Source organism: Clostridium sp. CS001 (assembly GCF_020443565.1).
GTDB lineage: Bacteria > Bacillota > Clostridia > Clostridiales > Clostridiaceae > Clostridium_AD.
In genome coordinates, this window is the sequence record NZ_JAIZZN010000002.1 from 153,407 (window position 1) to 174,198 (window position 20,792).

Consider the following 20,792-nt stretch of genomic DNA (forward strand, 5'->3'; position numbering starts at 1 on the left):
ATTTTTTCACAACATGAAATAAAGTAGCAACCCCATATTTTTATAGTAGTGCTAATATAACATATAAAATATTATATTAAAGTATTATAAAAGTAAAATTTGTGTAAAAAGAGCACTATATCTACATAGAATCTACATAATAAAATGGTATAATGTAGATTATTATATTGAGAGGAGTATGATAGTAGATTTCCAAGATTTTGATAGAATAATTGATGTACGCATCAAAAATATACGTGAGAAAATAAAAGAGGACATCAGAAATCCTAAATATACATTAACCGTAACTAGAATCGGTTATAAATTTGGCGGTGATTAATTTATGCAAAGCATAAGAAAAAGATTAAGTATTATTTTGACATGTACTGCTATATTAGCGCTTTTTCTATCTACACTATTTGTCAATATAACAATATCAAGAACCTTTGACAACTATTTAGTAGAAATACAAAACAAAAGAAATACTAGAATAGTAAAATATTTAGAAGATGTATATGGAAAAGATGGTAAATGGGATGAAACCTCAGGAATAGAAATTACCCATGAAGCCTATATGAGTAATTATTGTCTTACTCTTAAGGATGAAAATAACAAAGTTATATGGGGTATGAACCCTAATGATATAGCTCACAATATTAACGTTAATGTTAATATGCATGTTAAAAATGAAGGGGTTTACACTGCGAGCACATTTCAGATAAAATCTAAGGATAAAATCGTAGGAAATATAGAAATAGGACAATATGCTCCGGTATTATTATCTGAAGAAGATGTGAATTTTAAAGATTCAATAAATAAAAGTATCATTATAAGTGTTGTACTTTCGATTTTAATAACAATATTAATTAGTTTATTTATTTCCAAGCAATTTTCTACCCCACTAAGGCAAGTTTCAAGGATATCAGTGCACCTATCAAAGGGAAATTACAATGAAAGATCAAAGGATAAAAGTAGTATTATAGAACTTGAAGATTTAAGAAATAGCATAAATACACTTGGGGAAAAGCTTCAGCATCAGGATATACTTAGAAAAAGGTTAATATCAGATATATCCCATGAAATTAGGACTCCCCTTAATATTCTTCAAAACAATTTAGAAGCTATGATTGATGGTATTTTTCCAGCAGATAATGAAAGATTAAATAACTTAAATGATGAAGTTATTAGATTTGGAAAGCTTTTAAACAATTTAAATGTCTTAAAAAAAGTTGAAGGGGAAGAACTAATTCTAAATGCTCAGGAGATTTCTTTAAAGGATATTCTTTTTCCTATAATAAAGGAGTTTGAATTAATATCAGAAAATAAGAATGTTAAAATAACATTAGAATGTAAAAATAATAATCAATTTAACATTCTAGGGGACGGCGATAAAATAAAACAAGTAATTATTAATTTACTTTCAAATGCTATTAAGTTTACACCAGAGAAAGGAGAAATTAATATTACTTTAAAGGAGATAGATGAGAAAATTATCTTAAAAATAGAAGATACCGGCATTGGCATTAAGGAAGAGGATTTACCTTATATATTTGAAAGGTTGTATCGGGGAGACAAGAGCAGACATGCAATAGAAGGCTCTGGAATTGGGCTTACCATTGTAAAGAATATATTAGCCCTTCATAATGCAGATATAGAAGTGAAAAGTAAGGAAGGTAAAGGTAGCGTGTTTATTGTGTATTTTGATAAAGCCTGATAAGAAGTTAAAACAAGGCTAAGTAATTAAGATAGAATGTACAATTCTAAGCCTTTTAATTTTAGAAACATAAAACGGAGCCATTTTGACTCCGTTTTTTTATATCACCTTTTGAACTTTAATAATTTATTGATGTATTGTATTTTTTTAATTGAATTACTTCTTTAGATATTTATAACGAATCTTTTCTAAATCTGTAGTCTTTAAGTCATCGACTACATCAATTATCCCAAGAACAGCATCATTCTTAAGAATTGCAAAGCTACCGATTTTTTTAGGACTAAATTCTACTTCATTTACACCCTTTTTTGCTGTAAAGGAAGAAATCTCCTCTGCAGTGGTTGTATCTACAATAGAATATTTGCCCTCAGCATTGTCAAAATCACTTAAATCAAAGGTTAACTTTGTATTTATACCATTGCCTGTAACTATTATGAGAGGCTTTAATTCATATCCAATACCTTTAAATTTAGCACTCTGATAGCTTCCAGAAGGGATGGCCTTGCTAATTAGAGTTTCTGTTGGCACCGAGGTTATATCATTACCATAAATACTAGGTTTAACTGGTTCATCTGAACTTTCATCTACAGGACCTGCACAGCAGCTTGGACCTGTACTTGGCGGTGGTAACGATGAATCATTTTTTGAGGTATCCACAGCATCAAGTTTATCTACAACCTTAATTACCCCTCTTATCATCCCCATCCAACAACTAAAGTTTATGTCCTTATCACCTGGAGTAAATTCTATAATATTTTCACCTTTTTTTATTTTTTGCTCAACGTTTAGTGATTTAGCTACAATTGAATTATTACAAGAATTTAATTCCTTTCCATCAATTACCCATTTAACAGGTATTCCTTTTTGAACATAGAAGGCATTAGGAGTATATCCGTTATTACTGGCAGTCATATTTATAACCTGAACTCCGTCCTGCAAGGTAGCCTTGGCAACATTTGCATTAGAAGCACCATTAGAATCTCCACCTAGAAGGTTGGTTGAAGTTTTAGCCAAGGCTGTAAGCGGATTAATATTAATTCCAGCCAGTGCAAACCCCCTATTTCCCATAATAAGACCAAGCACAATTATAAGAACACCACTAACTTTAAGAATTTTCTTTGTGTATCCTTTGCTAAGTAAGCCTGATATCGCTCCAAAAGTTAGCATAAGTGGAACTGTTCCGATTGCAAACATAAACATGGATAAGGCACCTTTTGTTGCACTGCCTGTTCCAAGAGCAAAAAGTTGCATGGTTTGAAGTGGTCCGCAGGGCATAAGTCCATTTAAAACTCCAACTATAAATGGAGAACCAGATTTATTTTTAGCTTTACATGCAGAATGCGGCAATTTAATACTAAATTTTCTAAAGGCACTAAAGCCGGCCATATTAAATCCCATCATAATCATAAATGCTCCAGCAAAAATTTGCATCCCAGCTTTTGCTGTAATTGAAAGTGAAAATACAGAGCCAAGAGCACCAATTATACCTCCAAGGATTGTATAAGATACAACTCTACCTAAATTGTATAAAAGAGATGGAATAATAGCATCAAACTTATTGTTGCTCTCTTTTGTTATACTTTGTGAAATCATAATTCCACCGCACATTCCAACGCAGTGTATGGAAGTAAGAATTCCAACCACAAAAAGAACAGCATAGGAGGCATTATTAAGCTTTGCGTCCATATCAAAACCACTAGTCTTTAATCCGAGAAGAACTATAGCAGCTACTATTATGAGGATTCCCATAAACTTGTAGTCCTTTGGAGTTTCCGTAGTGTAGCCAGCATTTTTAATGGTAGCTTTGATTTTGCTCAGATTACATAAGCTTTCATCATACTCGATTTCAGCGAACTGACCACTATAGCTTGCTTTGACATTTAATATTCCGTCTAGTTTATTTATAGCTTTTTCAACCCGACTCTCACAAGATGTACAGGTCATATCGTACACCTTAATGGTTTCCCTTCTAATACTCATAAATTCCCTCCATGTACATGTATTTGTTATAAGTATATAAAAAAGGTGTGTTGATTTTATGAAGATGGAAGTAGTTTAAATATAAAACATAATTAACTTAGCACATAAAAACGCCTAAATATTATATTTTGTATAATATTTAGGCGTTTTTTTATGGTTACAAGTTAATATAGTTGTGCTATAAGCGGAATAGTTGTTAACTGTCCCCGACTTTCCATGTTATTTAATCAGCAACAAAATTTAAGAATTGTTTTATTCTTGGGTTAGTCACATTACCCAATATCTCATCTGGAGTTCCTTTTTCAAGTATAAGTCCATTGTCCATAAATACTATATTGTCTGCTACTTCTCTTGCAAAGTTCATATTATGGGTAACAATTACCATGGTCATACCTTCATGGGATAACTCCTTCATAACCCTGAGCACCTCAGCTGCAAGTTCAGGGTCTAAGGCAGAAGTTGGTTCATCAAATAACAAGACTAATGGTTCTATAGCCATAGCACGTGCTATAGCAACTCTTTGTTGTTGCCCCCCAGAAAGCTCATGGGGGTAGCTATTGGCCTTTTCTGAAAGTCCAACCTTGGCAAGTAAACTAAGGGCTTTATCATAAGCTTCATTCTTAGATTGCTTAAGAACTGTAACAGAGCCTTCCATAATATTTTCTATCACACTTTTGTGAGGAAATAAATGAAAACCTTGAAACACCATACCTGTATTTTTGCGCAAGGTTAATATTTCCTTTCCAGTGGGTTTTTTGCTATTATCAAAGGTAAGGTTACTATGTCCAATGCGTATGTTCCCTTTGTCAGGCATCTCCAGCAGATTTATACATCTAAGCAGGGTGGTTTTGCCTGAACCTGAAGGCCCAATTATAATAGTGGTTTCACCCTTTAGAATTTGCAAATCAATACCTTTTAATATTTCATTATGTCCAAAACTCTTGTGTAAATCTTTTATATTAATCATGAATTTCCTCCAATTACTCATCATCTTCGATACTGCAACATTAACGACTTCAGAAGGTGATTTAGATTCCATTAAAATTTTTTACTTATTTAGGATGTAATCCTCACTTATAGAAATGATAGATTTTTCTTCTGAAATGTCGTTACCTAGCCACATATCTTTCAAGCCTTTTCTCTGTCTTTTGTTGAATTATAGATAGTATAGAACAAAATAATAGATATATAAAAGCTACTTCACAGTATAATACGAGGGGCTCATATGTTGCTGCAGTTATTCTTTGGGCAATTTGAAACATTTCTGCATAAGTAATGGTGGCTGCCAAAGATGTATCCTTAACCAGACTAATAAAGGAGTTGGCTAAAGGTGGTATAGATACCCTAGCTGCTTGAGGCAAAATTATGCGCACAAGAGCTTGAGTATGTGTCATACCGATGGAACTTGCAGCTTCCCATTGGCCCTTAGGTATAGATAAAATAGCCGCTCTAATTACTTCAGAATTATAAGCCCCAACGTTTAATGTAAAGCCAATAATTGCTGCAGGTAATGCTCCAATGATTATACCAACCCTTGGTAATCCGTAAAATATTATAAATAGTTGTACAATCAGTGGTGTACCCCTTACAATCCAAACGTAAAAACTTGATATGGAAACTAATACTTTATGTTTTGATATCCGTGCAAGGGCGGTTCCCATGGCCAATAGTGAGCCAAGTATGAAAGAAGCCACAGCAAGTGGAATGGTAAACTTCACACCTGCTATTAATAATGGAAAGAAGGAATCTTTAATTATGTCTAATATTCTTAATGTTTGTGCATCAAAATTCATATTTTCTCCTTATTATTTTGATACGTCTGCAGCAAACCACTTATCTGAAATCTTTGCATAAGTACCATCTGCTTTCATATCAGCTAATGCTTTATTAGTAGCATCCACTAATTCTTTGTTTCCTTTATTGAACATAATTGCACTTGGTTGTGCATTGTGTTCTTCATCAACAACTTTAATTGCAAGGTCTGGTTTTTGCTTTTTAAGATCAAGGAAAGATAAGCTATCATTAACTGTAGCATCTACTCTGTGAGAAAGTAAAAGATCAATAGCTTGATTAAATCCATCAATTTGTTGAATTACTGCACCATTATCTTCTGCAATTTTAGCTAAGTTACTAGTTAATGATTGAGCAGATTTCTTGCCCTTTAAATCTTCAAATTTTGTGATGCTGTTGTCCTCACTATTTACTATAAGCACTGCCTTTGAAACTATATATGGATCAGAGAAATCATATTTTTCTTCTCTATCTGGTTTAATTCCAACTTCGCTTACTATCATATCAAACCTTTTTGCATCTAATCCCGCAAATATTCCATCCCATTTAGTTTCAATAAACTCTGGCTTAGCACCTATACGTTTAGCAACTTCCTCTGCGATTTCAACATCAAATCCAGTTAATTTTCCATCCTTATCATGAAAAGTATATGGTGCATAGGTGCCTTCTGTACCAATTCGTATTTTTCCTTCACTTTTTATTGCTGATAATAAATTCTTAGGAGTAACATTGCTGCTGCTTTTTGTGCTACATCCAACAAGACCTATACTTGCTATTAATAATGTGCTAATTAATACAGATAATTTCTTCATTTGTTATTCCTCCTAGTATTTTTATTGAATTAGTATTTATTGCATAGGAGTTATAATATCATAATTATATTTTAATGTGAATAGTTATTTTTAAAAAAAACTACAAAAATTTTCCTTGAAAATACTTTTTTCTACATATTAGTACGAAGAAACTATTCATAGTTCCTTCTATGGAGTCAGTTTCAAAGCAAATGATTGTAAATTTAATAAGCGTTTTTAAAAAAAATTATTTTAGATAATTTAAATTTTCTTTTTCTTTTCCTAAAGTTATAAGGATGGCATCCCAGCCTGTAATTAAACTGTAAAACTTTTATTGTTAATCATAATGTTTGTAAGGAGTTAGAACACTTACACGGATTGGAAGTTAAACCTTCAATTTTTGTAGTTAAAAATAAATTAACATTAAAAAGGAAGGGCACCCAGCTTGGTGCTCCTTCTACTTTTTTTGATGGAATTCAATTGAACTTGATTTTATAGGTAAATAGTGTTTATTGTGGACCACAGGAAACTTTGTATCTTCATACATAGCTTCTTGTATTAGATAAAACTGGTTTTCAGGTGAAATTGGAGAGGCCTTTGCTGAAATGTTTCCTGCAGTTGAATATTTTACTTCAACTAATACGTTACTGCATATTTTATAGATTTCTTTTTCTACAAATTCTAAGACTTTATCATGATCATTTAAATCTACATTGAATTTTGAAATAGTCTCAATTGGGATTAAGGTAAAAGAGTAGGCAGCAGGGCTACTTTGGGATTTGTACCATCTCTCTATAATTACTGCAACAGCAGTTTTTCTTCCTAAAATTTGATTAATATAGTCTGTGGATGCTTCTATACGTAGCTGCATTTTAACTTCATCAATTGTATCAGTTGTGCATTTGTATACTGGATGTCCAATGGTCTCTAAGCCAATAGGTTTATCAGAGGGAGATTTTATTATAAAATTTCCTTTGCCTCTAATGTTTTTAACTAGTCCATCATCTTGCAACAATGCAAGTGCCTGTCTTAAAGTTGTTCTACTAATACTAAGTGATTTTGATAGGTCAGGTTCTGATGGCAATCTGCTTCCTTCAGGGAAAGTGCCTTCATTTATCATTTTGAAAAGCTCATTATATACGGTTACAAATTTTAAATCTTTTTCCTTGCCAACTATACTGAATTTATCCATTTAAATAACACCTTTCTCCATAAAATCAATTTGTCTAGACAAGTAGATTGGTCTAGCTACAAATTCCAATAAAAATATTGTTAATATTAATTATATCTGAGATTTTATAATTAAACAATAAAGTAATGCAAGTAACTTTATTGAATGTATAAAAGTAGAATACAGGCTATGATTCATCACTATTCTACCATAGTCTAATGGTTTTAGACATATTTAAATTATAAATCAATTATAAGCTCAAAGACTAATACAAAAAACTTGACAGAGAAATATGCACATGCTAAACTCGTCGTATAGACAATGTACAAGTTAATAGACAAGTTAAAGATGTGTCTATTTTTACAGTATAATTATAACCGCATAATGCAAAGATTCATTAAAAGTTGGGTAAAGGAATTAAAAAATTTGTATTAGAAAGGATGACATATGAAGAATTTTAAAAGAATTTTTACAATAGTAGTGGACTCCCTGGGAGTTGGAGAAATGAGTGATTCGAAACAATATGGAGATATAGGTGTAGACACTTTAGGACATATATCAGAATCAGTAGAGAGTTTTAATATTCCTAACCTGCAAAAGTTAGGACTGGCTAATTTGCATGAAGTAAAGCATGTATGTGAAGTTCCAAAACCTTTAGCACATTTCATGAAGATGAGGGAAGTAGGCATAGGCAAGGATACAATGACCGGACATTGGGAGATGATGGGGTTAAAGATTGAAACTCCATTTAAAACCTTCACAAACACAGGATTTCCAGAGGAACTTTTGGAGGAGCTAAAAGCAAGAACTGGGCACAATATTGTAGGAAATAAGAGTGCCAGCGGCACTGAAATTTTAGATGAATTTGGCGAGCACCAAATGAAGACAGGAGATATGATTGTATACACTTCAGCAGATTCTGTACTGCAAATTTGTGGACATGAAGAAACTTTTGGCTTAGAAGAACTTTATCGTTGCTGTGAAATTGCAAGAGAACTAACCTTTAGGGATGAGTGGAAGGTTGGAAGGGTTATTGCAAGACCATACCTAGGAGCAAAAAAGGGAGAGTTTAAGCGCACAAGCAACAGACATGACTATGCTTTAAAACCATTTGGACAAACTGTCTTAAATGCATTAAAGGATGAGGGATTTGATGTAATATCTGTGGGAAAAATAAACGATATATTTGACGGTGAAGGTGTAACTGAAAGCAATAAATCAAAAAGTTCCGTTCATGGCATGGAACAAACCTTAGAGTTAATGGATAAAGATTTTAAGGGATTATGCTTTGTCAACTTAGTTGATTTTGACGCACTTTGGGGACATAGAAGAGATCCAATTGGTTATGCCAAAGAGCTAGAAAAATTTGATGTTAATTTAGGTAAAGTATTAGAAAAATTAAGGGAAGATGATTTGTTAATAATTACTGCGGATCATGGCAATGACCCAACCTATAAAGGTAGTGACCATACAAGGGAATTTGTTCCTTTCCTAGCATATTCGCCATCCATGGCCGAAAATGGGTTAATGGAGACAAGTAATAACTTTGCTTCTGTTGGGGCAACTATAGCAGAAAATTTCCAAGTGAAAATGCCGGAAAATACAATTGGCCAGTCAGTACTAAAAAAACTAGTTTAAAAAGGATAGGGAATAATGGATAACGTAATTAGTAAGAGAAATAACAAATCATATGAAACTTTATTTTGGAGAATATTAATAGCATTAGTGGGAGTTGCATTAGTAGGATTTGGACTAGCATTTAATTTAGTAGGTGGCTTAGGAAATGACGCAGTCGCAGTTTTATATGATGGAGCTCGTAATATACTTGGACTACAACCAGATAAGCTTGGATTAGTAACAAACTTAGTAAACTTTATTTTTATTGGTATAGTATTTTCCCTTGGCCGCAAGTACATAAATATAGGGACATTTATTTATGCACTTCCTATGGGTAACTTCGTTAATTTAGGATTTAAGCTTTATGAAATACTTAATATCCCTAGCAATATAGGAGGAAGTATTTTAACCTCTTTCCTTGGCTGTACCATGCTATTTTTAGGTATTGGTATATTTATAGCAGTAGATATTGGAATGGACCCTTGTACAGGTATAATCATGCTTGTAAGAGATAAAATGAAAGGTCAATATAAAACATCAAAAATAATCTGCGATATTATCTCGCTAGGACTAGGATTCACTTTAGGAGGTAAAGTAGGGGTTGTCACAGTTATTGCAGCTCTTACTGCAGGGCCAACTATACAAAAAATATCAGAGGTTTTTGATAGCGTAGTTCTTAGAAAGATGAATTTAAGTAAACAAGCCATAGATAACTAAAAATTCATAAAGGATTTTATTTAAGGGGCTGTCTCAAAATAGAAAGTAATTTCTAGATTGAGACAGCCCTTTTGTATGCCTGGTGTGTTTGATGAGTCCATAATCTGAAAGCCTGCGTAACCTAACTAATTTCAAGTGTCTTTATAATAAAATAGCACCACTTTTTATTTTTCTGTGTATCGTGCAAGGATTAACCCCTAATTCTTTGGAAGCTTTCATAACCGAGCCATATTTTTCTATGGCTCTTGGTATCATTATTTGATCAACTATATCATATACATTGTTTAAGTTATTATGACCCTTTATTGTAACGGAAGGTGTATCCCCAAAGTTACAGTTAAAGTCACCTAGGTTCATTAACATACTAAGCTCATTTTCGCTGATAACATCATTAACTGCAAGGACAATTAACCTTTCAATAATATTTTTAAGCTCCCTTATATTTCCTGGCCAATTATACTGATATAGTATTTTAAGTGTTGTTTTTGAAAATTTTAAACTTCTATTATACCTCTTGTTATAAAAATCAAGGAAATAGTTAATTAAAGGAATGATATCTTCTTTTCTATCTCTTATAGGAGGTATTTTAATTGGTATAACATTAAGTCGATAGTACAAATCTTGTCTAAAATTTTTACTAATATGAAGTTCGTCTTCTAATACATTAGTAGCACTAATATACCTTATATCTAAGGGTATAGGAGAGCTCCCACCTATCCTTGTAACTTCATTTTCTTGTAATACTCTAAGTAGCTTTGTTTGCATTGGCAATGGCAACTCTCCAATTTCATCAAGAAAAATAGTGCCGCCATTGGATTCTTCTAAAAGACCTTTTTTACCACCCTTTTTAGCACCGGTAAAGGTACCTTCTTCATAACCGAAAAATTCGGATTCCAAAAGTTCTGAGGGTATGGCACCACAGTTTATTGTAGTAAAAGGCTTTTCACGCCTTGGGCTATAGTTATATATCATTCTGGCAATAATTTCTTTACCTACTCCCGATTCTCCAGTGATAAATATGGAAGAGTCATAAGCAGCAGCTCTAATAGCTATGGTTTTAATATCTTCCATAACCTTACTTTGACTAATATATTCTATAGTTTCAGGTTGTTGAATATGCAGATTTATATTGGATTGCAATTTTATTAACCTTGTTATATCTCTACCTGTAAGTACACCACCCTTTAGATTACCGTTATTATGGAATAAAGGTGCTGCTGTATAGGAAATAACCTTCCCGTTTGGATAGCTAACATTCCTATAGATTTTCTTTTTAGCTTTTAACATATCAATAATTATAGGATCCTTTACTAAACCTTCTTTTGAAATATCATAAATACTTTTGCTAAGTGCTTGGCTACGTTTAAAGGGCAAGATAAGATCACAAAGGGCGTTCATTTTCTCTATTATACCTTGCTCATTAAAAATAACTACTACCTCATCAATATCATTTATTACATTATCAACAGTTTTATTATTAATAATAGAGGCGTCAAACATGTACATAATATTAATTGAATTATCTTCAGACTTTAAACTGTATATGTTAACAGGAGATAAGAATTCATTTATTAAAATACTACGGTTTATTGGTTCGTAGCTCAAAATATCCTGGTAGTCAAAGCTTTTATCAAGACTTTGTATGTTCTTAGGAAAGTTAATTTTTATATTATCCAAAATACCATTCATTATGCCATTAGTATATAATATATCCCCATTAGCATTACATATAATTATCGGATTATATATTTTATTTAATAGATCTTCAGAAATTATATTCATATAACACCATTCCTTTCAAAATATAATGTTAGAAACAGGAAAACATTGTTAACTTAATAACAATATAATATCATAAATTCATGAAAATGACTACAGTTATGCATAAAGTTTCTAATTTTAATTAAAAAACCAATAAAAACGTTGCAAAAAGCAAGACAAAATTGCATCTTGCAATAAAGTTTCATGAAATATTTTATTTTACTTTGTTAAAATATAGACTTAGTCCCATTTTGCAAATAAGGAATACTTGGCATAAGTCTTGCTATTGCATATAGTGTTAAGAAAATTAGAGAAAAGTGAGCATATTGATTTTATAAAAATTTATAGAAAAACAAAGCGGTTTAATACTATTTAACAACATTTTGGAAGCTTCAAGTCTGCCATCTTCTATAAGTGGCAGTTGCCTAGCCCAGAAAAGTTACTTTGGTGGCAGTCTAAATCTGATTCCAAAGTTGTTAATATTGCAGCACCGCAGGTGATGATTTAACTAAATATGGCAAGTAAATCAGTTGGTTTTCAAGTATACATACTAAATATAATAGAAAGGGTGATTTGAGTGGATGATAATAAGTGGTTATTAAAAGGAGTTAAAGTTGTGGAATTTGCAACGTTTATCGCAGCACCTTGTGCTGCAAAAATGCTTGCGGACTGGGGTGCCGAGGTTATTAAGGTAGAACCTATTTCAGGAGAAAACATGAGAGGTATTGGCTCTGTTTATTCTTCACCTTGCAGTGATGATGAAAACCCTTGGTTTGAAAATGAAAATTTTAACAAAAAAAGTATATGCGTTAACGTAAAATCCACAGAAGGTATGGAAGTATTTCATAGGCTACTTGCTGATGCTGACATTTTTGTTACCAATGTTAGAGTAGAAGCTCTTAAAAAGCTTGGTTTAGATTATGAACAGCTTAAGGCAAAATATCCTGGTTTAATATTCGTTCAGGCATTAGGGTATGGAGAAGAAGGTCCATTAAAAGATAAGCCTGGCTTTGATTACACTTCATATTTTGCAAGAGGTGGTGTTATGTCTGCACTTATGGAAAAAGGTACTTCTCCAATAAATGTTGCGGCAGGCTTTGGTGATCACTACGTAGGTATTGCCTTGGCAGCAGGTGCATGTGCTGCTCTTGTAAAAAAGGCTAAGACAGGTACAGGAGAAAAAATAACAGTAAGTTTATATCATATGGGTATTTATGGACTAGGATCTATGATTATGTCTGATCAGTACGGGAATAAGATGCCAATGAGTAGACTTAGTCCAAACTCCGCAGTTTGTAATTCTTACAAATGTAAGGATGAAAAGTGGATACAATTAGCGCTAATACAGTATGATCAATGGATTGAAAGATTCTTTAAGGCTATAAATCGAGAAGATTTAATGAATGATGATAGATACAATACTCGCGATGGAATGGTGAAAAATGTGGAGTCAATGGTTACCATTGTTGCAGAGGCTATGGCTACAAAAACCCTTGATGAATGGGAAGATATTCTTATTCAGTGTGACATTCCTTTCGAGAGAGTACAATCTTGTGCAGATATTGCTAAAGATGAGCAGGCTTGGGCAAACGACTTTTTAGTGAAAAAAACTTATGATTCAGGTAATGAAGGTATTTTAGTAAATTCACCAGTTAAGTTTGGTGAAATGGGTATTAGAGAAATGACACCTGCTCCAAGAATCTCAGAAAATACAGATGATATCCTAGAAAGCCTTGGATATAACCTTGAACAAATAGAGAGTCTAAAATCAGGTAAATCAGTTAGATAGATTAACCTCAGCTCAGAAAATTCTTAGTAAGTGTGAAAGGACAGGATAACATGTATACAATGGGACTAGATATAGGCTCTACGGCAACAAAGGGTGTAATTATAGAAGATGGTGTAAACATTGTAGCAACAGCCACTATATCTTCTGGTACAGGCACTACGGGACCAGCTAGGGCATTAAAAGAACTATTTGAAAAACTAAATATTTCTAGGCAAGATATTAAACGCCTTGTAGTAACTGGCTATGGAAGAATGAAATATTCTGATGCTGATAATCAAATTAGCGAACTAAGTTGCCATACAAAGGGAGTAACCTTCTTAGTTCCTAAGGTTAAAACTATTATAGATATAGGTGGACAAGATGCAAAAGCATTAAGGCTTAATGAAAAAGGTCAATTGATTAATTTTGTTATGAATGATAAGTGTGCTGCAGGTACAGGAAGATTTTTAGATGTTATGGCAAGGGCACTTGAAGTTGAGGTTTCAGATTTAGGTGACTTAGATGCTAAATCTACGAAAGAGGCTCCTATAAGCAGTACTTGTACGGTTTTTGCGGAATCAGAAGTGATATCTCATTTATCTAATGAAATAGCAATTGCAGATATAATTGCAGGTATCCACTCATCTGTAGCTAAAAGAGTTTCTAGTCTTGCAAAAAGAGTGGGTATTGAGGAAGTTTTAGTAATGGTAGGCGGTGTTGCTAGAAATAGTGGCGTGGTTAGGGCAATGGAAGAAGCAGTAGGTCTCAAAATTGTTATCCCGGAGCTTGCGCAACTTACCGGGGCGCTAGGCGCAGCTTTATATGCGTATGAAGAGATTAAAATCAATGAGATAGAGGGTAATGAAATTTAAAGTGGTGAAGTTTAAAGATAATAATTAGGTTTGGAGGGTAAAAATGAGTGAAAAATTATCATCTAAAGAGGTAATAAGTAATTTGTTAGCAGAGCAGTACGAAAAGGCTTTTGAAGCAAAAGCCAAAGGTGAGCCTGTAGGTTGGTCTACATCTGTATTTCCTCAAGAGCTTCCAGAAAGCTTCGGGCTAAGAGTATGTTATCCAGAAAATCAAGCAGCAGGAATTGCAGCCAAAAGAGAATCTTTAAAGTTATGTAATATTTCAGAGGACATGGGATATTCCAATGATATATGTGCTTATGCAAGAACTAATCTTGGATTTCTTGAAAATGGTGGCTGTGAAAGTTTAAATATGCCTAGGCCCGATTTTTTATTGTGTTGCAATAATATCTGTAATCAAGTTATTAAATGGTATGAAAATATTTCAAGAGAGTTAAATATACCACTTATAATGATTGATACCACTTTTAATAATGAATATGAAGTAAGCCGACATAGAATAGATTATTTAAAAGGTCAGTTTGAAGAAGCTATTAAGCAGTTAGAAATAATTTCTGGAAAGAAGTTTGATCCAGCAAAATTTGAAGAGGTTATGAAGATTTCTTCAAAAAATGGTAGGTTATGGAAGTATTCCATGAGTCTTCCAGAAGCAAAACCATCACCTATGAATGGCTTTGACTTATTTAACTATATGGCAGTTATAGTTTGTGCAAGAGGTAAGGCTGAGACTACAGATGCCTTTGAACTACTAATTAAAGAGCTTGAAGAAAGAATAGAAAATAAAGAAACCACCTTTAGGGGAGAAGAGAAGTTTAGAATAATGATGGAAGGAATTCCATGTTGGCCATATATCGGATATAAGATGAAAACTCTCTCTAAATTTGGTGTTAATATGACAGGTAGTGTTTATCCGGATGCTTGGGCTTTAGAGTACGAAGTTAATGATTTAGATGGTATGGCTAGGGCATATAGTAGCATGTTCAACAATGTAAATTTAGATAGAATGTCTGAGTTTAGAATAAATTCTCTTAAACTTGGACAGTGTGATGGTGCTTTTTATCATATGAATAGAAGTTGCAAATTAATGAGCTTAATTCAATATGAGATGCAAAGAAAAGTATATGAAGCTACTGGGCTTCCTTTTGCAGGATTTGATGGTGATCAAGCAGATCCAAGAAATTTTACAGAGGCTCAATTTGAAACACGTATACAGGGGCTGGTAGAAGTAATGGAAGAAAGAAAAAGGGCAGGGGGTAATGACAATGAGTGATTTTGAAAACATTATATCACAGATGACTTATGTTATTAATAATCCAGGAGCAGTGGTAAAAGCGCAAAAGGAAAAAGGAATTAAGGTAGTTGGATGCTTTCCTGTTTACTGCCCAGAAGAGATTGTCCACGCAGCTGGAATGTTTCCTATTGGTATTTGGGGAGGTAATGTGGAGATTGAACTTAGCAAACAGTACCTTCCAGCATTTGTTTGTTCTGTTATGCAGTCTTGCCTAGAATACGGACTCAAAGGAGCTTACAATGACTTATCAGCAGTAATTATACCTGGTATGTGTGACACATTAATATGTATAGGTCAGAATTGGAAGGCAGCAATTCCACAGGTGGAGTATATTTCCTTAGTACACCCTCAGAATAGAAAAATTGAAGCTGGGGTTACCTATTTAAAAAGCGAGTACAATAATATTAAAAAAAGGTTAGAGGAAATTAGTGGTTGTGAAATTACAGAAGAAAAATTAAATGAGAGTATTGAAATCTACAATAAACATAGACAAACTATGCGAGACTTTATAGAAGTAGCTGCTAGTTACCCTAAGATTATAACTCCATTAATTAGACATACTGTGATTAAAAGTGGCTTCTTCATGGAAAAATCTCAGCATACACAATTAGTAAAAAATATTATTTGTGAGATAGAAAAAAATCCTACAGAGAAATGGATAGGTAAAAAAGTATTGTTATCAGGAATTTTAGCTGATTCAAGTGAGCTATTAAATATATTAGCTGAAAATAATATTGCAGTAGTTGCAGATGATTTAGCTCAAGAAACAAGGCAGTTACGATACGATGTTCCTAAAGGAGCAGATGCAATAGATTCATTAGCAAGGTTTTGGTCTATTTTTGAAGGGTGCTCTTTAGCTTATGATCCACAGAAAAAACGTGGAGCTATTATAACCGAAGAAATAAAGAAAAAGAATATTGACGGTGTTATTTTCTGTATGATGAAATTCTGCGATCCTGAGGAATATGATTATCCTCTAATAAAGAGAGAAGTAGATGCTTCAGGAATACCTAATCTATACCTTGAGATAGATCAGCAAGTAGAAAATAATGAGCAAATTAGAACTCGTGTTCAAACCTTTGCTGAAATGTTAAATTGTTAATATTGAAGTAGGTCAGATGATGATTTAACTACATTTCAGAAGGTGAAAAATGAATTTTCAAATAAATGCATATCAAAGTTGAAACGGAGGATATTACAATGATATTAAAAAAGGAACATATACTGCTGCAAAAGGCAGTTAGAGATTTTGTGAAAAAAGAATTAAGCACACTTCCAGCAGAGATGGATAAAACAGGTGTTATGCCAAAAGATTTAATGGATAAGTTAGCTAGATATAAATTTATAAGTACAATAGTACCAAAAGAATATGGTGGAGCTGGTGCAGATTATGTTTCATATGCAATAGTAATGGAAGAAATCAGTAGAAAATGTTGCTCAACAGGTACTTTTGTTACTGCTGGATCTTCTTTGGTTGCGTTGCCTATTATGAACTTTGGTACAGATATGCAAAAGGAAAAGTATCTAAAACCATTAGCGCTAGGAGAGCAAATTGGAGCATTTGCTTTAACTGAGCCTGGTGCAGGTTCTGACGCAGGTGCACAGCAGACAGAAGCTGTATTAGATGGGGACAACTATATTTTAAATGGTAGAAAGTGTTTTATTACTAATGCTCCTATATGTGATTATGCAATAGTAATTGCTATGACTGATAAGTCTAAAGGAGTTAGGGGTACTTCTGCATTTATAGTAGAAAGTAAATGGGAGGGTTTCTCTCATGGTGCTCACGAGGACAAAATGGGTATAAGGGGCACAGAAACCTCTGATTTAGTTTTCGAGAATGTTAAGGTTCCAAAGGAAAATTTAATTGGGAAAGAAGGCATGGGCTTTAAAATTGCAATGAATACTTTAGAGGCAGGTAGAATAGGAGTTGCAGCACAGGCACTTGGTGTTGCTCAAGGTGCTCTAGATGAAGCTATTAAATATACAAAACAAAGAGTTCAATTTGGAAAAACACTATCTAAGTTCCAAAATACTCAGTTTACTATAGCTGAGATGGAAACTAAGGTATCTGCGGCTAGATTATTAGTTTATGATACTGCGGAAAAGAAAGATGCTAATATGAAAATTGAAAAAGAAGGTTCTATGGCAAAATACTATGCCGCAGAAGTTGCCAATGAGGTTGCCTATAAAGCATTACAACTTCATGGTGGATATGGTTATATAAAGGACTATCCAATTGAAAGAATATACAGAGATGCGAGAATTTTATCTATTTACGAAGGTACATCACAGGTACAGCAAATGGTAATTGCAGCTCATGTTTTAAAATAAGGTAGCTGAATATAAGTACAAATATGGAACTAGGAAATATAAATAATTTTTTAAACTTGGAGGTATTTATTTTGAAAATATTAGTTTGTGTGAAACAAGTGCCAGATACTACAGAAGTTAAAATTGATAAAGAGAAAGGAACCCTTATTCGAGATGGTGTTCCAAGCATTTTAAATCCAGATGATGCTAATGCCTTAGAAGAAGCCCTTAAAATAAAGGATAATTATGAAGATGTAATAGTTACAGTACTCTCCATGGGACCACCCCAGGCTGATTATATGCTAAGGGAATGTTTAGCTATGGGTGCAGATGAGGCAGTTCTTTTAAGTGATAGAGCATTTGGTGGTTCTGATACTTGGGCAACTTCTAATGCAATAGTGGCGGGTATCAAAACAATTGGAAATTTTGATATAATCTTTGCTGGAAGACAAGCAATAGATGGAGATACAGCGCAAGTAGGACCTCAAATTGCTGAAAAGCTATGTGTTTCACAAGTTACTTATGTTCAAAGCCTGAAGATTGATGGCAATGAATTGGAAGTGGAAAGACAACTAGAGGATGGACATGAAATTATTAAAGTAAATATGCCTGTACTATTAACAGCTGTTAAGGAATTAAATGAACCTAGATACATGGCAGTAGATAAGATATTTGATGCTTATAAAAAAGAAATTAAGATACTAGGGTTTAATGATATAAGTATTGATGTAGATAAAGTGGGATTAAAGGCTTCTCCTACTAAAGTATTTAAATCCTTTACTCCAGAACCTAAGGCAAAGGGTGTAATCCTTCAGGGGACCTCAAAAGATAGGGTAGAACAATTAATAGTAGCTTTAAAACAAAAACACATTATATAAGTTGGAGGTAATATGGATATGGATTTAAGTTTATATAAAAATATATGGGTATTTGCAGAGCAAAGACAAGGAAAAATTTCTCCAGTTGTAATTGAACTTTTAGGAGAAGGTAAAAAGCTTGCTAGTGAAATAGGAGTGGAACTATGTGCTGTGTTACTTGGAAAAGACATAAAAGGACTTGCCAGTGAATTAATTTCTTATGGAGCTGAAAAGGTATATGTTGCAGATAGCCCACTTTTGGAGAACTACACTACAGATGCTTATACAACTGTAATTTGCCAGGCTGTAAATGAGTTTAAACCAGAAATAATGCTACTTGGAGCAACTCATATCGGTAGGGATTTAGCTCCTAGAATGTCTTCTAGATTAGACACAGGGCTAACTGCAGATTGTACAAAGCTTGAAATTGACCCAGAAGATAAAAAAATTATGCAGACACGTCCAGCTTTTGGTGGAAACATTATGGCTACTATTATTTGTCCAAATAATAGACCACAAATGTCTACGGTAAGACCAGGGGTTATGGATAAGGCTATAAAAAATGAATCGAAAACGGGAGAAATTATTAATTTAGATTTTAAATTATCAGAAAGTGATATCAGAACAAAGGTAATTAAAACTGTAAAAACAAAGAAAGATTTAGTTTCTTTGGTAGATGCTAATATCATTGTTTCTGGAGGACTCGGCCTTGGAAATGCAGAAGGCTTTGCAATGTTAAAAAGACTTGCAGATAAATTTGGTGGAGTTGTTGGATCCTCTCGTGCAGCAGTTGATGCAGGATGGATTGATCATTCACACCAAGTAGGTCAAACAGGTACAACAGTTAAGCCAACAGTGTACATTGCTTGTGGTATTTCAGGGGCTATTCAGCATGTTGTTGGTATGCAGGAAGCAGATGTAGTTATTGCTATTAATAAGAATCCAGCAGCACTAATTTTCGGAGTAGCTGACTACGGCATTGTTGGAGATGTTTATGATATAGTTCCAATGCTCACTGAGCAATTGGATAATGTGGACGAATTAATAAAAAGGATAAATGCATAAATATAAGGAGCATTGACTGCCAGTTGTATAAGACTCGAAATTTTTTATTTCCAATAAACTGTTTAATAGTAAGAGGAGGAAAATAAAAATGAAATTGATTATGTTTAGTGCAAGGGAAGAAGAAGTTACTGCCGCTAATATTTGGGGTAAACAGCGTGAAGTTGAAATTGCAAATGTTTCAGAACCTTTATCTCTAGAAAACATTCATTTGGTAAAAGGGTTTGATGGGGTTTGCCTCTGTCAAACAAAAAAAATGGAGAATGAAATTTATAAAGAATTAAAAAATAAAGGAATAAAACAGATTGCATCACGTACAGCTGGTGTTGATATGTTTGATATGGAAGAAGCAAGAAAACATGGATTGTCAATTACAAATGTACCGATATATTCACCTAATGCAATTGCCGAATATGCTGTAACTGCAGCGCTCAATATTGTACGAAATGTAAATCATATTAAGGTGGCAATGAAGGAGCAAGATTATCGTTGGAGAAAAGAGATAATATCAAAAGAAATAAGGTCTATGACTGTTGCAATTATTGGAACGGGTAGAATTGGACGCATAACTGCACAGATTTTCAAAGGGTTTGGTGCAAAGGTTATTGGATATGATTTATACCCTTGTGAAGAGGCTAAAGAGTATATGGAATACAAGGAAACTATGGAAGAGGCAATTAGTCAAGCAGATTTAATTTCATTGCATATACCAGCTACGAAAGACAACTTCCATTTATTTAACAAAGAAATTTTTGAAAAGATGAAACAGGGCGTATTTTTCGTTAATACAGCTAGGGGAACAATTGTTGACACCAAAGCGTTAATAGAAGCATTAGATAGCGGTAAAATTACTGCGGCAGCTTTAGATACCTATGAAAATGAATTTAATTACTTTACAAAAGATTTCACAGGAAAAGAAGTTGATGATGAAATGTTAAAAGAATTAACTCACCGTAACGATGTATTGCTAACACCGCATATAGCATTTTATACTGAAACAGCTGTTAAAAACTTAGTTGAAGGCGGATTAGAAGGAGCTTATGACATTCTTAAGAATGGTACTAGTGATTATATAGTGAACTAAGTTTTATTATTTAAATATTGGAAA

General features: G+C 33.3%; 18 protein-coding genes. 12 read left to right on the forward strand and 6 right to left on the reverse strand.

The window, feature by feature from the left end:
- Positions 1–178 precede the first annotated feature (178 nt).
- A complete protein-coding gene (locus tag LGK97_RS02480; RefSeq protein WP_413228409.1) occupies positions 179–319 on the forward strand; it encodes a winged helix-turn-helix domain-containing protein in 141 nt (46 codons plus the stop codon).
- Positions 320–322: 3 nt separating this feature from the next.
- Positions 323–1,693, forward strand: coding sequence for a sensor histidine kinase (locus LGK97_RS02485; RefSeq protein ID WP_226258152.1), 1,371 nt, complete (start codon positions 323–325; stop codon positions 1,691–1,693).
- 156 nt (positions 1,694–1,849) lie between these two features.
- On the opposite strand, the gene LGK97_RS02490 is transcribed toward LGK97_RS02485, so the two are convergent.
- From LGK97_RS02490 to LGK97_RS02510, 5 genes are all read right to left on the reverse strand, one after another.
- Positions 1,850–3,673 carry a sulfite exporter TauE/SafE family protein gene (locus LGK97_RS02490; RefSeq protein ID WP_226258153.1) on the reverse strand — a complete coding sequence of 608 codons (1,824 nt, stop codon included), beginning with the start codon at positions 3,671–3,673 and terminating at the stop codon, positions 1,850–1,852.
- A gap of 223 nt (positions 3,674–3,896) precedes the next feature.
- The gene (locus LGK97_RS02495) at positions 3,897–4,640 is read right to left on the reverse strand and encodes an amino acid ABC transporter ATP-binding protein (RefSeq protein WP_226258154.1); all 744 of its coding nucleotides are present in this window, start codon (positions 4,638–4,640) and stop codon (positions 3,897–3,899) included.
- 142 nt (positions 4,641–4,782) lie between these two features.
- Positions 4,783–5,466 (reverse strand): amino acid ABC transporter permease, encoded by a 684-nt coding sequence (locus LGK97_RS02500; RefSeq protein ID WP_226258155.1) that lies wholly within the window; start codon positions 5,464–5,466, stop codon positions 4,783–4,785.
- Between the two features lie 12 nt (positions 5,467–5,478).
- Positions 5,479–6,276, reverse strand: a complete 798-nt coding sequence (locus LGK97_RS02505) for an amino acid ABC transporter substrate-binding protein (protein WP_226258156.1) — start codon at positions 6,274–6,276, stop codon at positions 5,479–5,481.
- 436 nt (positions 6,277–6,712) lie between these two features.
- Entirely contained in the window at positions 6,713–7,447 is a 735-nt protein-coding gene (locus tag LGK97_RS02510) for a GntR family transcriptional regulator (protein ID WP_226258157.1), read from the reverse strand.
- A gap of 426 nt (positions 7,448–7,873) precedes the next feature.
- On the opposite strand from LGK97_RS02510, the gene LGK97_RS02515 reads away from it, so the two are divergent.
- Both LGK97_RS02515 and LGK97_RS02520 read left to right on the forward strand, forming a co-directional pair.
- Complete coding sequence (locus tag LGK97_RS02515) at positions 7,874–9,064, forward strand: phosphopentomutase (protein WP_226258158.1); 1,191 nt, start codon at positions 7,874–7,876, stop codon at positions 9,062–9,064.
- Between the two features lie 15 nt (positions 9,065–9,079).
- Positions 9,080–9,760: a YczE/YyaS/YitT family protein gene (locus LGK97_RS02520; protein WP_226258159.1), complete on the forward strand. Its 681-nt coding sequence runs from the start codon at positions 9,080–9,082 to the stop codon at positions 9,758–9,760.
- 141 nt (positions 9,761–9,901) lie between these two features.
- On the opposite strand, the gene LGK97_RS02525 is transcribed toward LGK97_RS02520, so the two are convergent.
- On the reverse strand, positions 9,902–11,542 hold the full coding sequence (locus LGK97_RS02525; protein ID WP_226258160.1) for a sigma-54 interaction domain-containing protein: 1,641 nt from the start codon (positions 11,540–11,542) through the stop codon (positions 9,902–9,904).
- 556 nt (positions 11,543–12,098) lie between these two features.
- Between LGK97_RS02525 and LGK97_RS02530 the strand changes: the two genes are divergently transcribed.
- From LGK97_RS02530 to LGK97_RS02565, 8 genes are all read left to right on the forward strand, one after another.
- Positions 12,099–13,310, forward strand: a complete 1,212-nt coding sequence (locus tag LGK97_RS02530) for a CaiB/BaiF CoA transferase family protein (protein WP_226258161.1) — start codon at positions 12,099–12,101, stop codon at positions 13,308–13,310.
- Positions 13,311–13,360: 50 nt separating this feature from the next.
- Positions 13,361–14,161: an acyl-CoA dehydratase activase gene (locus tag LGK97_RS02535; protein WP_226258162.1), complete on the forward strand. Its 801-nt coding sequence runs from the start codon at positions 13,361–13,363 to the stop codon at positions 14,159–14,161.
- Between the two features lie 43 nt (positions 14,162–14,204).
- Positions 14,205–15,431 (forward strand): 2-hydroxyacyl-CoA dehydratase subunit D, encoded by a 1,227-nt coding sequence (locus tag LGK97_RS02540; RefSeq protein WP_226258163.1) that lies wholly within the window; start codon positions 14,205–14,207, stop codon positions 15,429–15,431.
- Positions 15,424–16,554 carry a 2-hydroxyacyl-CoA dehydratase subunit D gene (locus LGK97_RS02545; protein WP_226258164.1) on the forward strand — a complete coding sequence of 377 codons (1,131 nt, stop codon included), beginning with the start codon at positions 15,424–15,426 and terminating at the stop codon, positions 16,552–16,554. Before LGK97_RS02540 ends, LGK97_RS02545 begins: the two co-directional genes overlap by 8 nt.
- Before the next feature lie 98 nt (positions 16,555–16,652).
- Positions 16,653–17,786 carry a putative isocaproyl-CoA dehydrogenase AcdB gene (gene acdB / locus LGK97_RS02550; RefSeq protein ID WP_226258165.1) on the forward strand — a complete coding sequence of 378 codons (1,134 nt, stop codon included), beginning with the start codon at positions 16,653–16,655 and terminating at the stop codon, positions 17,784–17,786.
- 71 nt (positions 17,787–17,857) lie between these two features.
- Positions 17,858–18,643, forward strand: a complete 786-nt coding sequence (etfB, locus tag LGK97_RS02555; protein WP_226258166.1) for an electron transfer flavoprotein subunit beta — start codon at positions 17,858–17,860, stop codon at positions 18,641–18,643.
- 18 nt (positions 18,644–18,661) lie between these two features.
- Positions 18,662–19,687 carry an electron transfer flavoprotein subunit alpha/FixB family protein gene (locus tag LGK97_RS02560; protein WP_413228410.1) on the forward strand — a complete coding sequence of 342 codons (1,026 nt, stop codon included), beginning with the start codon at positions 18,662–18,664 and terminating at the stop codon, positions 19,685–19,687.
- Positions 19,688–19,775: 88 nt separating this feature from the next.
- Positions 19,776–20,768, forward strand: coding sequence for a D-2-hydroxyacid dehydrogenase (locus LGK97_RS02565; RefSeq protein ID WP_226258168.1), 993 nt, complete (start codon positions 19,776–19,778; stop codon positions 20,766–20,768).
- Positions 20,769–20,792: the final 24 nt, after the last annotated feature.

Excerpts from the sequence above, each read along its gene's own strand:
- LGK97_RS02480 (WP_413228409.1), top strand. The coding sequence starts at position 179 with ATGATAGTAGATTTCCAAGATTTTGATAGAATAATTGATGTACGCATC.
- LGK97_RS02560 (WP_413228410.1), top strand. The coding sequence starts at position 18,662 with ATGGATTTAAGTTTATATAAAAATATATGGGTATTTGCAGAGCAAAGA.
- LGK97_RS02535 (WP_226258162.1), top strand. The coding sequence starts at position 13,361 with ATGTATACAATGGGACTAGATATAGGCTCTACGGCAACAAAGGGTGTA.
- LGK97_RS02540 (WP_226258163.1), top strand. The coding sequence starts at position 14,205 with ATGAGTGAAAAATTATCATCTAAAGAGGTAATAAGTAATTTGTTAGCA.
- LGK97_RS02485 (WP_226258152.1), top strand. The coding sequence starts at position 323 with ATGCAAAGCATAAGAAAAAGATTAAGTATTATTTTGACATGTACTGCT.
- LGK97_RS02520 (WP_226258159.1), top strand. The coding sequence starts at position 9,080 with ATGGATAACGTAATTAGTAAGAGAAATAACAAATCATATGAAACTTTA.
- LGK97_RS02495 (WP_226258154.1), bottom strand. The coding sequence starts at position 4,640 with ATGATTAATATAAAAGATTTACACAAGAGTTTTGGACATAATGAAATA.
- LGK97_RS02510 (WP_226258157.1), bottom strand. The coding sequence starts at position 7,447 with ATGGATAAATTCAGTATAGTTGGCAAGGAAAAAGATTTAAAATTTGTA.
- LGK97_RS02490 (WP_226258153.1), bottom strand. The coding sequence starts at position 3,673 with ATGAGTATTAGAAGGGAAACCATTAAGGTGTACGATATGACCTGTACA.
- LGK97_RS02525 (WP_226258160.1), bottom strand. The coding sequence starts at position 11,542 with ATGAATATAATTTCTGAAGATCTATTAAATAAAATATATAATCCGATA.
- LGK97_RS02505 (WP_226258156.1), bottom strand. The coding sequence starts at position 6,276 with ATGAAGAAATTATCTGTATTAATTAGCACATTATTAATAGCAAGTATA.
- acdB (WP_226258165.1), top strand. The coding sequence starts at position 16,653 with ATGATATTAAAAAAGGAACATATACTGCTGCAAAAGGCAGTTAGAGAT.
- LGK97_RS02565 (WP_226258168.1), top strand. The coding sequence starts at position 19,776 with ATGAAATTGATTATGTTTAGTGCAAGGGAAGAAGAAGTTACTGCCGCT.
- LGK97_RS02515 (WP_226258158.1), top strand. The coding sequence starts at position 7,874 with ATGAAGAATTTTAAAAGAATTTTTACAATAGTAGTGGACTCCCTGGGA.
- LGK97_RS02500 (WP_226258155.1), bottom strand. The coding sequence starts at position 5,466 with ATGAATTTTGATGCACAAACATTAAGAATATTAGACATAATTAAAGAT.
- LGK97_RS02545 (WP_226258164.1), top strand. The coding sequence starts at position 15,424 with ATGAGTGATTTTGAAAACATTATATCACAGATGACTTATGTTATTAAT.